Below are 13796 nucleotides of genomic sequence, written 5' to 3'. Positions count from 1 at the left end.
ACCGGAATATCGAGGGCGTCACCGCTCCCTGTAGCCGCTGCCGAGCCCGCGAGGCTGCGATAGACCCGCAGGGTCTCTAGCGCCCGCAAGATCCCCGCGAGCGTACCGCTCGATCGCAGCCTGCGGCAGCGGCTACATAAACATCGGGCCTGACCGGAATATCGAAGGCGTCACCGCTCCCTGTAGCCGCTGCCGAGCCCGCGAGGCTGCGATAGACCCGCAGGGTCTCCAGCGCCCGCAAGATCCCCGCGAGCATGCCGCTCGATCGCAGCCTGCGGCAGCGGCTACACAAGCATCGGGCTGACCGGACGGCAGGTGTTTAGCGAATCGGCAAGGCAATCGGCCGAATCGGCGCGGCATCGGCACCGCGCAACTTCAATGACGCACCGATAAAGGCGAACTGGTACACCCGGTCCCGCGACAGGCCTTCGAGGTTGACCAGCTCCAGGATCGGCGCGCCCTGCATCGCCAGCAGGTAGGTATGCAACGGCAAGTAATTGCCTTCCACCTCCGACGGGAAGGTCTCGAAACTGAGGTTGTCGGCGCCCACCACCATCGCGCCGCCCTCCTCCACCAGGAACTTCGCCGCGTCCAGGCTCATGCCCGGCGGGTTGGCCATATAGGCCTGGGCCTTTTCGTAGTCGCGCATGCGCCCGGTGCGGATCAGCACCACGTCGCCCTTTTCCAGGCTGACCTGTTGCGCCTTCAGCGCCTGTTGCAGGTCGGCGCGGGTCACCCGGTAATTGTCCGCCAGCATGTCCACGCCCTTGGCCGCAGCGACGTCGATCAGCACCCCGCGGGCAACGATCGGCGGCAGTTTTTCCGCACCGGTGACGTTCCAGCCACGGTCGCCCAGGTGCTGGTCGGCGCGAAAGCCGTTCCAGATCTTGCCGTCGAGGCCGAAGTGATTGAGCGCATCGATATGGGTGCCCATGTGGGCATACATCGACACCGCCGAGCCGGTGTAGCTGACATGCCGGTTCATCGGCTCGCCGACCTGCATCGGGTCGGCGATCACATTGCCGTGGGGGGTGTGGGTCATCCACATCTGGTACGGCGGATCGCCCGCCGCCTGCCAGCTGGGCATGCCGACGAAATACTCGACCGCCAGGTCGTAGGCCTGGCTGCCGCTGACCCGGGCCATGATCGCCGCCCGCGACTGCTCGGTGATCAGGTTCAGGCGGCCGATCTCATCCTTCGGCCCCCAGGGGCTGACGCCGACTTCGGCCTGGGGCGCGGCGCCGCACAGCGCACTGAACAGCGACAAGGCGGCCAGGCCGGGGATGACAGGCAACAAACGGGAAACAGCCATGACGACACTCCTGTGAAATGAAGTACCCATGGTATGGATTAACAATTCGGCGATAATCAGGCATTTCGTTAAGACATATTCAACCCAGGAGAAACAATATGGATGTGCTGGCAGCCATGCGCACCTTTCGCCGAGTGGTGGAGCGCGCCAGCTTCAGCCTCGCGGCCAACGACCTGGGGCAATCCACCGCCGCGGTCAGCAAGCAGGTGCGCCAGCTGGAGGAACACCTGGGCAGCCTGTTGCTGCTGCGTACCACGCGCCGCATGAGCCTGTCGGACGCCGGCCAGGCCTACTTCAGCGAATGCTGCCACCTGCTCGACGAACTGACGGCCCTGGAATGCGCGACCCGCGCCGGCACCCGCGAGCCCGGCGGCCGCTTGCGGGTCAACGCGCCGCTGTCGTTCGGCCTCAAGGTGCTGTCGCCGATCCTCGCCGACTTCATGCGGCGCTACCCGCAATTTCGCATCGACCTGACCCTCGACGACCGCCTGCTGGATGTGGTGAGCGAAGGTTTCGACGTGTCGCTGCGGATACGCCGACAGTTGAGCGACTCGTCGCTGATCGCCCGGCGCCTGGGGGAAATCGAACAGGTGATCTGCGCCGCCCCGGCCTACCTGCAGGCCAAGGGCAGCCCACAGACGGTCGATGAGCTGCGCGAGCACAGCTGCCTGGCCTATCGCCTGGCCGAACACCCCGGCCACTGGCAGCTGGAAGGCCCGCAAGGCAGCAGCCGCCTGGAACTGCCGGTGCGTTTTGCCGTGGACAACAGCCTGATGCTCAGCGACATGCTCCAGGCCGGGCTGGGCATTGGCGCCCTGCCCTCGTTCATCGCCCAGCCGCTGCTCGACAGCGGCCAGTTGCAGCGGGTCCTGCCCTGTCACTCCATGCCGCGCCGGACGATCTACACGGTGTATGCCAGCAATCGCCATGTGTCGCAGAAGATCCGCTTCTTCGTCGACTTCCTGGCCCAGGCCCTCGGCCCACTCCAGGAAGCCGATCAGGCAAGGCCTCAGGCGGACTGAGCCTGGGCCACCAGCCAATCGATCAGCCAGGACGCCGCCGGCCCCGGTGGCGTGTCGAGGCGGTAGATGGCGTCGAAGCCATAAGGCAGGCCCTGGCTGCCCGGCAGATCGAGTTGCACCAGGCGCCCGCTGGCCAGGTCCTCCTCGACCATCGGCGCCGGCATGTTGCCCCAGCCGATGCCTTCCCTGAGCAGCATATGCTTGGAGCCCAGGTCCGCCAGGCGCCAGCTGTGGGTGCCGACCACGCCGAAATCCTGGTTGCGCGTCAGCTCGGAACGGTCCGACAGCACCAGCTGCACATGTTCGCGACCAGCCCCCGGCAGGTTGACCGATGCTTGCGCCAGCGGATGCTCCGGAGCCGCCACCGGAATCAGCTGGACAAACCCCACCTGCACCCGCTCGATACCGCCCAGATCGCGGTGCACCATGCCGCTGACACCCACCGCGGCGCGTCCCGCCAGCACCATCTCGGCCACTGCGCCCAGGGCCTCCATGTGCAAGTGCAGCTGCACCGTGGGGAACTCGCGGCGGAAGTTTTTCAGCGCATCGACGATGCGCGCCGCCGGGAACATCACGTCGATCACCAGGTGAACCTCTGCTTCCAGGCCTTGCAGCAGCCCCTTGACCTTGGCCCGCAGGCCGTCGATGCCGTTATAGATGCTCCGCGCCTCGGCCAGCACCGTGCGCCCGGCCTCGGTGAGCTGGGGTTTGCGGGTGGTCTTGCGGTCGAACAGGCTGACCCCCAGTTGCAGCTCCAGGTTGGCCATGGAATAGCTGATCACCGAGGTGGCGCGATGCAGCTTGCGCGCCGCGCCGGCAAAGCTGCCGACCTCGACGATGGTGAGGAAGATGCGCAATTGATCGAGGGTGGGCGTACCGGGGTTGCTGGACATGGGGCTGTTCTCGCAAAGGCTACGTTCTAAAAAATCGAATCTGACACTCGAAATTATTCGGCTATTACGTTCATAACGCCAGTGGCAAACTTCTCTCCATCGCGGCGCACCAAGGTGGTGAGGCCGAACCCACTGAGAGAATCCAGCATGTCCACACTGACCAACAGCCTGTCCACTACCTCGAACAGCAACGCCAGCATCAGCCTGATCGGGCGCGTCCTGCTCAGCGCCATTTTCATCCTGTCCGGTTTCTCGAAAATCGCCGCGCCGGCCGCCATGGTCGGCTACATCCAGTCGGTCGGCCTGCCCTTCCCGCAACTGGCCCTGGGCATCGCCATCGCCGTGGAACTGGGTGGCGGCCTGCTGCTGATCGCCGGCTACCGCACCCGCCTGGTCGCCCTGGGCCTGGCCGTGTTCAGCGTGGCCACCGCCCTGGCCTTCCACAACAACCTGGGCGACCAGAACCAGTTCATCCACTTCTTCAAGAACATCGCCATGGCCGGCGGCCTGCTGCAAGTGGTGGCCTTCGGCGCCGGTCGCTTCAGCCTGGATGCCCGTCGCCAGGGTTGATCGGCCTCTCCCACGACAACGCGGCGCCCAAGGGCGCCGCGTTGTCGTTTTGTTTCGTGACAAGAACCCCCTTGCCCACCTTAAGACATACAAGCGAGCTTGCTCGCGATAAAAATCCCGCATGCACCGCCATGTCTTTCAGCCTGGCGGCTGATCGCGAGCAAGCTCGCTCCTACAGGGAATTAAGGTGTTTCAAGGGGTGGTCGGCACATCCAGCCCGACCTTGACCCGGCTCATGGCCACCAGGGTCTTGAAGCGCTTGACGTTGTTGTTCTCGAAGAACATCTCACGAGTCAGTTCGTTGTACTGGGCCATATTGCGCACGGCGAAGATCAGCACAAAATCGCACTCGCCCGCCACGTAGTAGCACTGCTGCACCTGCGGGCAGGCCTGGAAGCTGCGCTTGAGCGCATCGAGCTGATCGATGCGTTCGCTCTCCACCTCCACCTCGACAATGATGCTCAGCTCATAGCCCAGGGCCTCGGGAGCGATGACCGCGCTGTAGCGTTCGATCACCCCTTCATCGCTCAGGCGCTTGAGGCGCCGGTTGACCGCCGCGGTGGACAGGTTCACCCGCAACCCCAGCTCGCTTTGCGGGGTGCGCGCATCGCGTTGCAGTTCGGCGAGCAGTTTCAGGTCGTAGGCATCCAGGCTGGTGGTCATGCGGGCAATCCATGGGCGGGCAATCAGTGGTGGGCAATCAATGGAATGAAATTGTGCAAAGGCTGGCGATTATGCGAAACAAATTCGCCAGCCACGCAATATTATTTCCAGGGCTGCGAGCCGGGGCCTGGCCAGTGGCGCGCTGGACTCGTCGATGGCTCGCCCGGCCTGGCGCTTCCTGCAACCTTCGAACGATTGCCTGGTCACACTCCCCGACGCGCTCACCGCCGGCGCCATGTGCCAGCTGGCCACCGGCAGCGCCCGGGACATTCCCCTGCTGGCCGGCGAATCCGCTGCCGCGGGCCTCGCGGGACTGAGCCTGATGTGCAAGGATGGCGCGCGGCGCAAAGTCGCGCACCTCGACGCCCACTCGCGCGTCCTGCTTATCCACACCGAAGGCGCCATGTCACCGGCGGTGTATCAACAACGGGTCGGTGAAACGGCCGGCCCGGTCCTCCAGCGGCAACCGCCGATTGCCCGACAGGCGCCTGGAGCTGACCGCCAAGGATTTTTATGACAGCCCTCAACACCCACACCTCAGAGCAACAGATCAGCCCCGGCCGCCTGGAACAGATGGCCACGCGCATCGCCTTTTTCATCGCCGGTTTCGGCATCGCCGCCTGGGCGCCGCTGGTGCCCTACGCCAAGGCCCGGGCCGGGCTCGATGAAGGCACCCTGGGCCTGTTACTGCTGTGCCTGGGCGTGGGTTCGATCCTGGCGATGCCGATCGCCGGGGTGCTGGCCGGGCGCTTCGGTTGCCGGCGGGTGATGGCCGCCGGCAGCCTGCTGATCTGCCTGGCCCTGCCGCTGCTGGCCACGGTGAGCACGGTGCCGCTGCTGATCGCCGGGCTGTTCATGTTCGGCGCCGGGCTGGGCACGGTGGATTCCACGGTGAACCTGCAGGCGGTGATCGTCGAACGGGCCAGCGGCCGGCCGATGATGTCGGGCTTCCATGGCCTGTTCAGCCTCGGCGGCATCGTCGGCGCGGCCGGGGTCAGCGCCATGCTCGGCCTGGGCCTGTCACCGCTGGGCGCGACCCTGGTGGTGGTGGCCTTGCTGGTCGTCGCCCTGCTCAAGGCGGCGCCGCACATGTTGCCGTACGGCAGCCAGAGTTCGGGCCCGGCCTTTGCCGTGCCCCACGGCGTGGTGCTGTTCATTGGCTGCCTGTGCTTCGTGGTGTTCCTCGCCGAAGGCGCGGTGCTGGACTGGAGCGCGGTGTTCCTCAGCGCCGAGCGCCAGGTGGATGCCGCCTATGCCGGCCTGGGTTACGCGGCCTTCGCCCTGACCATGACCGTCGGCCGCCTGACCGGCGATGCCATCGTGCACAAGCTGGGGGCCACGCGGGTGATCGTCATGGGCGGCTCGGTGGCCGCCGCGGGCCTGCTGCTGGCGACCCTGGCACCGGCCTGGGAAGCGGCGCTGGTGGGTTACGCGCTGGTGGGCGTCGGCTGCTCGAACATCGTGCCGGTGCTGTACACCGCGGTGGGCAAACAGACCGTCATGCCCGAAGCCATCGCCGTGCCGGCCATCACCACCCTGGGTTACGCCGGCATCCTCGCCGGCCCGGCGCTGATCGGCTTTATCGCCCACGGCAGCAGCCTGAGCATCGCCTTCGGCCTGATCGCGGTGATGCTGATCGGCGTGGCGGCCAGCGGGAAAGTGTTGAAGGTTTGAGCCCTTTCGCGGGCAATCGAGCGTCCATTGCGTCTTCAAGATTGCAGGAAGGCCCTGCGGGCCTTATCGCAGCCTGCGGCAGCGGCTACACAAACATCGGGGCTGACCGGAATATCGAGGGCGTCACCGCTCCCTGTAGCCGCTGCCGAGCCCGCGAGGCTGCGATAGACCCGCAGGGTCTCCAGCGCCCGCAAGATCCCCACGAGCGTGCCGCTCGATCGCAGCCTGCGGCAGCGGCTACACAAACATCGGGCCTGACCAGAATATCGAGGATGTCCCCCATCCCTGTAGCCGCTGCCGAGCCCGCGAGGCTGCGATAGACCCACAGGGTCTCCAGCGCCCGCAAGATCCCCACGAGCGTGCCGCTCGATCGCAGCCTGCGGCAGCGGCTACAGGGGTTTGCGCCGGGCATAAAAATCGCGGGTAAGCCTCGCTTCTGCTTGCCCGCGATGGGCGCGACGCGGTCGGTCAGAAGCCGACGCTGGCCTGGACGAAGAAGGTCCGTGGCGCGCCGACGTAGATGCCGGAGTTGTTGTCGCTGGAGCGGGTGAAGTACTGCTTGTCGAAGAGGTTCTTCACCCCGGCGCCGAGCTTGAGGTTCGACAGCTGCGAACCGAAGTCATAACCGCCACGCACGTTCCAGGTGACGTAGCCCGGCATATCGCCGTACTGGCCGTCGGCGCTGCCTTCGGTGATGTAGTTGTCGTTGAAGCTGCCATCGGCGTTGACCATGCTGCCCGGCGAGCGCTGCTTGGACTGGGCGAAGGCATCGATGTTGTAGGTCCAGCGGTTGATGTCGTAACGCAGGCCGAGCGTCGCCACCTGGCGCGAGTAAAACGGCAGGTCACGATCCTTGAACGCCGAGCTGCCGCCTTCATAGGTCGCGCGGGTGTAGGTGAAACCGGCATTGGCGGTCAGGCCGTCGAGGCGCGGGTCCAGCGCGGCCAGGTCGTAGTGCACCGACGCCTCGATCCCCTGGTGCTTGGTGGCGCCGAGGTTGGTCCAGCCGACATCGTTGCTGATGTATTGCAGCTCGTCCGAGAAGTCGATGTAGAACGCCGTCAGCTCACCGCCCCACACCTCATCGTTGTAGCGCGTACCGATCTCGTAGGTCTTGGCCTTCTCCGGGTTCAGGCCGTTGGCGGTCTGGTCGCCCACCCCACCCTGGCCCAGCTGGAAGTACTGCAGGCTGCCAAACGACGTCTCGTAGTTGGCGAACAGCTTCCACGCATCGGAGAGGTGATACATCACGCTCAGCGCCGGCAGCGGCTCGTTACTGTTGATCTCGCGGCGCTTCTCCTGCACCGGCACGCCATTGGTGCCGGCTACCGGGCGGTCGTGCCATTCAGTGCGGATGTTCTCGAAGCGGATCCCCGGGGTGATGGTCCAGTTGCCGACGTCGATCTTGTCGTCGATGTAGAAGGCCGTGGCCTCGGTGCCGCCGGTGCGGTCCTGGTACACATGGCCGTCGGAGCCCGGGCGCACCACTGGCTGGTTGTTGACCAGGGCCAGGCGGCTGGCCTCTTCATGCATGCCTTCTTTCAGGTAGCGCATGCCGACGCTGGCTTCCTGGGTGGTCGGGCCGAGGTCGAACACATGGGACACCCGCGGCTCGATGCCGAAGGTGTAGTAGGTGCGCGGATAGGACACCAGGGTCTTCTGGTCGCGGGCGGCGATGGTGCTGCCACGGAAGCTGTCGGAGTAGTAGGTCAGCACTTCGAACTGGGTGCGATCGTCGATCTGGCGCAGGTACTTGAACGACACATCCTTGCGGCGGCCGCTGAAGTTGTCCCAGTCGCGGTCCGACTGGTAGGGGTCGGCGTCGTACTGCTTCTGCGTCAGGCCGCCGGGCATGTCGGCCTTGGCGTCGTAGTAGTGGAAGTTGAGGCTGAAATCGTCCTGGTCGGTGGGCGCCCAATGGGTCTTGAGGATCACGTCGTCGATGTCGTTGCCATTGTTGCTGGCGCGATAACCGTTGCCGTTGACCCCGGAGTACAGCAGCGCGGCGCCGATACCGTTGTCCGCGGTGCCGCCGAGAAAGGCCGTGTCGATGTGCTTCCAGCCGCCGCGCTGAGAGGTTTCCAGGGTGCTGCCGATTTCCCCGGTGGCTTTTTCCGGGATGGCCCGGGTCACGAAGTTGATCACCCCGCCGACGTTCTGCGGCCCATAACGTACGGAACCGGCGCCACGCACCACGTCGATGCTGTCGAGGTTGCCCGAGGAGATCGGCGCCATCGACAGCTGTGGCTGGCCATAAGGCGCGAAGGCTGCCGGTACGCCGTCGATCAGCACCGTGGAGCGCGGCGACAGGCGCGACGTCAGGCCACGCACGCCGACGTTGAGGGAAATATCGCTGCCGCCGGTGCCGTTGGCGTCCTGCACCTGCACGCCCGGGACCCGACGCAGCACGTCACCGACGTTCATCGCGCCCTGCTCGACCATGGCTTCACGGCGGATCACCGTACGCGCGCCCGGGTGGTTCTGCACCGCCGCCGCGTTAGCGTCGCCCAGCCAGTCACCCACCACGCTGATGCTGGTGGCGCCCAGTTCCAGAGGGCCGCCACCCGCCGCCGACGGCGCCGGGCTGAGGGTCACCGAGCCGCCGTCGATCTGGTATTGCAGGCCGCTGCCTTGCAGCAACTGGCGCAGCGCCTGCTCCGGCGACAGCTTGCCGTCCACCGCCGGGGCCTGCTTGCCGGCCACCAGCTCAGGGCTGAAAAACACCTGCAGCGAGGTTTGCAGCCCCAGCTGGCTCAGGGCCTGGCCCAACGGCTGGGCCTGGATGTGGATAGCGCTCGGCGCCTGCTCGGCATGGGCCTGGGGCAGCGCGGCACTGACCGCCAGGGCCAGGGCCAGCGGCAGCCAGCGGGTGGAGGGCGAGCAAGGATTGTTGTTATTCAGGTCGAGGCGTTTCAAGTTCGAGCAGTCCTGTTGATCGCAAGAAGATGCGTCTGTTAATGCAAACCAGTTGCAGTTGGACAAGAAGACGAAGAGCTCGAAAAAAACCTGAATCTATCGCGCAATTATTTCCTGGCTACCGTCGGCGTGGGTCTTCACCGCCACCGGCAGGATGCTCGGCAAGGCCTTGAGCAGCGCGTCGGTGTCGTCGGCCTTGAACACACTGGTCAGGCGCAGCCTGCCCACCGCCTCGCTGCCGACCCGCAGCGGCTGGTCGCGATAACGCGACACCTCGGCGGCCACCTCGTTGAGGCTGGCGTTGTTGAACACCAGCTTGCCACTGCGCCAGGCGGTCAGCGCCTGGGGATCGACCGCGTAGGCCGCGGCCACCTGGCCCCGGGCATCGACCGCGGTGCCCAGGCCCGCGGTCAGGTTGACGAAGTCGCTGTCGGCGGCATCGCGCCCCTGCACCCGCACCGTGCCCTGCTCCACCGCCACCCGGGTCTGGCTGGCGTCGCGGCGCACATCGAAGCGCGTGCCGGTGACCGTGACCTTGCCGGGCCCGGCCGCCACCACGAAGGGCCGGCTGCTGTCGTGCTCGACACTGAACATTGCCTCGCCTTCGCTCAACTCGACGCTGCGCAGGCCTTTTTCATAACGCACCCGCAAGCGACTACGGCTGTTCAGGTCGACCTGGGAACCATCGGGCAAGGCCACATGGCGGCGCTCGCCCGGGGCCGTGGCGAACTCGGCGCTGTACCCGGCAGGCTGGTTCAGGCCGCTGAACAACCCCAGGCCCACGGCCACCGCCAGCACACTGGCCGCCACCGCGTAACGCAACAGCGGGCGACGCCTGATGCTCGGGCTCGGGGTTGCGCATAGCGCCTGCAAACGCGCCTTGGGCACCCGATCCGTGGCCGCCCACAGGGTGTGCAGCAGCTGGAATTCATCCCGATGCGCCTCGTGCTGCGCCAGCCAGGCGTCGAAACGCTGCCGCTCCTCGGCATCGATCGCCGGTTCTTGCAGGCGCACAAACCACAGCGCCGCCTCATCGCGAACCGTCGCCTGCCCGCACGCGTACTCACGAGTCTGCGTCATGGAACATCCTGTTGGGCTGGGGGTGAAAAAGTCATGGCATTCATCAGCGCGGCCCGTCCACGCGCTCGCGCAGATGCCGCAGGGTGCGGATCATATACTTTTCCACCATGTTTTTTGACAGCCCCAGGCGCTCGGCAATCTCGGCCTGGGTCAGGCCTTCGAGCTTCTGCCAGACAAACACCTTGCGGCAGTTCAACGGCAACTCGCCAAGGGCCCGTTCGATAGAATCAGCCAGCTGGATCGCATGCATGAAATGCTCCGGGTCGCCGCTGGGCGACGCAACTGGATACACCGCCTCCATGGCGCCGCGCCGATCCTCGCGGCGATAGGCATCCACCGCGATATTACGCGCCGTCTGGTGCAGATACGCCCGCGGCTGCTGCACCGCCGCCGCATCCGACTCCAGCACCCGGACAAAGGTGTCATGGGCCAGGTCTTCCGCCTGCGAACGGTTCTTCAGCCGACGCGTCCAGGTGCCGATCAACTCTTCGTAGTGCTCGAAAAAGCCTGGTCGGCGAGGCGGCTTGGGGGTCATTGCAGTGTGCTGAGGGTGGGGAGGCGTGAATAGTAATGCTTCTTATTAAAGGCGGCAATTGGTTCAAGCTTGCAATGAGATGAATGCTTGATCAGCTGATTCTTCTCTCCCCCATGAGTCATGATTCGAATTTCCTCAACAGAAAACTCAAGGGGTTGGACACCAGGATGGCTATTTGCTAGCGTCATCAACCAATAGACCATTAAAGACATGCATTTTTGCTCTTCCAACGCTCTGCCAAAATAGTTCGCCGAGAAGCTTATCATAATAATAATTAATTATAACAAACAACTCTAGCTCAACCATAAACCTTACAAAAACCAATATCAAGGACGTAAAAATGAGCGCTTCACCCCCTACTCAAAACAGTAAGAATATTTCAAATTCAAAGCGCAGCGATCTAATTAATCCAGAACTATTTGGAAACGAAGCTGGCGACGACGAAGACCTCGAAGTATTAAATAGTTACTTTTTAGGCAAGCCAGAGTTTGAGCGATTTTATTCAACCAACACTCGGCTTTCATTCGTCAGATCAAGGAAAGGTGTGGGAAAGTCAGCCTTACTAAAACAGACAATGTATCTACAACAAGAAAAGAAGACAGGAGACATATTAATATATGTCAAAGCTGCAGACCTAATAGCCATGCAAGATGTAAAGTCAAGCTCACCCGATGAATTACTCTATGGCTGGCAACAACGAATCTGCTCACAAATAAACTTAGAATTGGGAGCAGCATTACAATTTGGATTTACCGATGATTCAATGCTATTAATTGAGTCAGCAGAGATCGCAGGCTTTAGAAACAGAAACATTGTAAGTGCTTTATTTGACAGGCTTAAAATAAAAGGCTTGGGGGCTGAAATCGAACGTACAAGACTTAAAGCAACTGACTCTCACGCCGTACTTCAACGAGTACTTGAAAACAAAGATGTAACCGTATGGCTATTTGTTGATGATGTAGACGCTACTTTTGTCAACACTGAACATGAACGTCTTAAGGCAAGCACATTCTTCAGCGCATGCCGAAACCTAATAAGCTCTGTGAAAGGTCTTTGCATTCGTGCGTCTGTCAGAAGTGATGTATGGTCCGTACTGGCCCAACATGATGAAGCACTAGACAAATGTGAACAGTACATGCTTGACTTGGCCTGGAGTACAACAGAAACAGGGCGAATTTTAGAAAATAAAATTAGCAGCTATTTCTCTCGTTATTTATTATAGTGACGACCCAAAATTCACATCCTTACGCCCTGAAACTGATGGAGCGAAGATTCGAAAGATCATATTCAAGGAGCCATTTCATTGGTCTGGCCGGCCATTAGATTCCTTCAGACCAATTCATATTTTGTCAGCCGGACGACCTAGATGGGCAGCTCAATTATGCAAACTCGCCAGTCGTGACGCATATGACAAAGCCTACTCCCACATTTCTATGGGACACATCAAAGAAGTTCTAAGAACATACGGAAAATTCCGTGTTAGCGACCTATACAAAGAGCATCGCCATCAATGCCCGATGTTGCAGGAAATTATTGAGTCTTTCAGTGGCGGAGTCTATCGCTTCACCACCAATCAGTTAACCAATCACATAACAGATAAAGTAATCAAACGGATCGGCATCCCTGCAATTGATGGAATAAGCGCTGAAAAAGGAGCTCTATCTGTAGCACACTTCCTTTTCAGATGTGGCTTTATTGCAGCCCGAGATGAAACTAACGTTACAGGTTTGGGCTTCATACGCCACGAGGAACGACCAAACCTACTTACCTCCAACGTCAATCTTGATGATGGAATGTCTTGGGAAGTACACCCAAGCTACAGAGACGTGCTAAGAATAAAATAACTAAACTTACCCACATAAAAATACAAATATCAACATCACAAAACACCAGCGGACCCCATGGGGTCCGCCTCCCCATGAAATCCCCCATCACAACAGCCAATCATTACCATAAAAAACAAGCCACCTACTATTCAATTACCCCATATCAATCAAATGCAAAAACACCACCATCTTAAAAACAAAATATCTAAAAATACCGTTCACATCCCTCAAGCACCTCACCACCTCCTACCAGAGTTAATATGCACATTTCGTCCGTCGAACCTGTTCTCTTCAACCGTAACAACGCAAAACCGGCCTCTAAACCAACCCTCCCCTAAGGTCTATCGCTAAAAAAACGACATGCACGAGGAGGTCTACATTACTTATGCGCTCGCCTCCCTCCCACTCGTATCAATGAGACATCTGCCCCTAGCGGCTCCAGCGAAGCGCGATAAGTAGCAGGCGCTGGCAGCTCAGGCCAGGCAGCCCATCGTATCAGCGGTGTTCTGGGCGATAGCCGGGCCGAGCCGGTTTCTTTTTCATTGGCATACATGCACCTTTTTCATAAGTTATTGCCCGAACACAAAACTTCTGACAGTCCCCTCTAGGCCAACAACCGACAAACAGCAACTTACAGAAATTTTCTGCTAGCACACTCAACTCTCTATAAAAAAGAGCCCCGCATCCGCGAGGCTCTTTAATAACTACCTACGCCCACTCCCCTCTTCCCTCGCCAACACCGCCTCCACTAGCACCTGCGTCATCTCGATCAAGCGCACGCCTGCCAGTACCACCTTGCGGCTCGTCACAAGCATATCGTCGATAGATTGATAAGTGGCGCTTGCTGCGGACTCGAGGATTTCGCAAGCGTTGCTCAGGGCTTCTTCGGTACTCAGGTGTATCTAGGGCTTACCTACCCGTTAGCACCACGCGAACTAAGGTAGCGAGCACAACAAAGGGGATCGAGCGCTCCCCAGGCAAATCTGAAACAGCCTCAGATTTCGACCCAAATCAGCTACTCCCACAGCTCTCTGACAACCATCACTCAGGATGGGCAGTAGGCGAAAATATTCCGCAACAACATACCGTTCGGCCGGCCAGGCCCAAGAGAGTTCGGCACTTCATTTATCGGCTGTGCACGTTCATATCGTCCAACCAGAGTTGGTCAGTCAGGCCTGTTAAGCGGATCAATGTGCGCCACGGATTTACACTCCCGATACAACTGCCCGAACACAACTCCATAGTCATCGCAGTTACGAGGGCTGCTAGATAATATCAAAGTGACAGCTATCGTTAGTAACGCAG

Annotated in this window: 14 protein-coding genes; 6 read left to right on the top strand and 8 right to left on the bottom strand. The window is 61.2% G+C overall.

Annotated features, from left to right (window positions below):
• Window positions 1-319 precede the first annotated feature (319 nt).
• Window positions 320-1312, bottom strand: coding sequence for a cyclase family protein (locus AC07VU_RS23990; protein WP_277589239.1), 993 nt, complete (start codon window positions 1310-1312; stop codon window positions 320-322).
• A 98-nt stretch (window positions 1313-1410) separates the two neighbouring features.
• Here AC07VU_RS23990 and AC07VU_RS23985 point away from each other — a divergent pair, with 98 nt between their 5' ends.
• A complete protein-coding gene (locus AC07VU_RS23985; RefSeq protein ID WP_495030601.1) occupies window positions 1411-2334 on the top strand; it encodes a LysR family transcriptional regulator in 924 nt (307 codons plus the stop codon).
• On the opposite strand, the gene AC07VU_RS23980 is transcribed toward AC07VU_RS23985, so the two are convergent.
• On the bottom strand, window positions 2322-3227 hold the full coding sequence (locus AC07VU_RS23980) for a LysR family transcriptional regulator (protein WP_102690484.1): 906 nt from the start codon (window positions 3225-3227) through the stop codon (window positions 2322-2324). The genes AC07VU_RS23985 and AC07VU_RS23980 overlap by 13 nt on opposite strands.
• 147 nt (window positions 3228-3374) lie before the next feature.
• On the opposite strand from AC07VU_RS23980, the gene AC07VU_RS23975 reads away from it, so the two are divergent.
• Complete coding sequence (locus AC07VU_RS23975; RefSeq protein ID WP_007932743.1) at window positions 3375-3797, top strand: DoxX family protein; 423 nt, start codon at window positions 3375-3377, stop codon at window positions 3795-3797.
• A 192-nt stretch (window positions 3798-3989) separates the two neighbouring features.
• Here AC07VU_RS23975 and AC07VU_RS23970 read toward each other — a convergent pair whose 3' ends face one another.
• A complete protein-coding gene (locus AC07VU_RS23970) occupies window positions 3990-4460 on the bottom strand; it encodes an Lrp/AsnC family transcriptional regulator (protein WP_495030600.1) in 471 nt (156 codons plus the stop codon).
• A 154-nt stretch (window positions 4461-4614) separates the two neighbouring features.
• Here AC07VU_RS23970 and AC07VU_RS23965 point away from each other — a divergent pair, with 154 nt between their 5' ends.
• Both AC07VU_RS23965 and AC07VU_RS23960 read left to right on the top strand, forming a co-directional pair.
• The gene (locus AC07VU_RS23965; protein ID WP_495030599.1) at window positions 4615-4977 is read left to right on the top strand and encodes a hypothetical protein; all 363 of its coding nucleotides are present in this window, start codon (window positions 4615-4617) and stop codon (window positions 4975-4977) included.
• Window positions 4974-6134, top strand: coding sequence for an MFS transporter (locus AC07VU_RS23960; RefSeq protein WP_053261926.1), 1161 nt, complete (start codon window positions 4974-4976; stop codon window positions 6132-6134). Before AC07VU_RS23965 ends, AC07VU_RS23960 begins: the two co-directional genes overlap by 4 nt.
• A gap of 468 nt (window positions 6135-6602) precedes the next feature.
• Here AC07VU_RS23960 and AC07VU_RS23955 read toward each other — a convergent pair whose 3' ends face one another.
• From AC07VU_RS23955 to AC07VU_RS23940, 4 genes are all read right to left on the bottom strand, one after another.
• Window positions 6603-9050, bottom strand: a complete 2448-nt coding sequence (locus AC07VU_RS23955; protein WP_457274451.1) for a TonB-dependent siderophore receptor — start codon at window positions 9048-9050, stop codon at window positions 6603-6605.
• A gap of 96 nt (window positions 9051-9146) precedes the next feature.
• Entirely contained in the window at window positions 9147-10130 is a 984-nt protein-coding gene (locus AC07VU_RS23950; RefSeq protein ID WP_495030598.1) for a FecR family protein, read from the bottom strand.
• Between the two features lie 43 nt (window positions 10131-10173).
• Entirely contained in the window at window positions 10174-10665 is a 492-nt protein-coding gene (locus tag AC07VU_RS23945; RefSeq protein ID WP_274304093.1) for a sigma-70 family RNA polymerase sigma factor, read from the bottom strand.
• Window positions 10662-10877, bottom strand: coding sequence for a hypothetical protein (locus AC07VU_RS23940; RefSeq protein ID WP_495030597.1), 216 nt, complete (start codon window positions 10875-10877; stop codon window positions 10662-10664). The genes AC07VU_RS23945 and AC07VU_RS23940 overlap by 4 nt, the downstream gene beginning before the upstream one ends.
• Before the next feature lie 128 nt (window positions 10878-11005).
• On the opposite strand from AC07VU_RS23940, the gene AC07VU_RS23935 reads away from it, so the two are divergent.
• Together AC07VU_RS23935 and AC07VU_RS23930 are read left to right on the top strand one after the other, a co-directional pair.
• Complete coding sequence (locus tag AC07VU_RS23935) at window positions 11006-11887, top strand: P-loop ATPase, Sll1717 family (RefSeq protein ID WP_495030596.1); 882 nt, start codon at window positions 11006-11008, stop codon at window positions 11885-11887.
• Complete coding sequence (locus AC07VU_RS23930; RefSeq protein ID WP_495030604.1) at window positions 11850-12509, top strand: P-loop ATPase, Sll1717 family; 660 nt, start codon at window positions 11850-11852, stop codon at window positions 12507-12509. Before AC07VU_RS23935 ends, AC07VU_RS23930 begins: the two co-directional genes overlap by 38 nt.
• Before the next feature lie 686 nt (window positions 12510-13195).
• Here AC07VU_RS23930 and AC07VU_RS23925 read toward each other — a convergent pair.
• A complete protein-coding gene (locus AC07VU_RS23925) occupies window positions 13196-13387 on the bottom strand; it encodes a DUF6124 family protein (RefSeq protein ID WP_492571088.1) in 192 nt (63 codons plus the stop codon).
• Window positions 13388-13796: the final 409 nt, after the last annotated feature.

It is taken from the genome of Pseudomonas sp. GW821-FHT02B10 (assembly GCF_059421865.1).
Note: the sequence above shows the minus strand (reverse complement) of the source record. Positions and strands in the feature narration are given on the sequence as shown.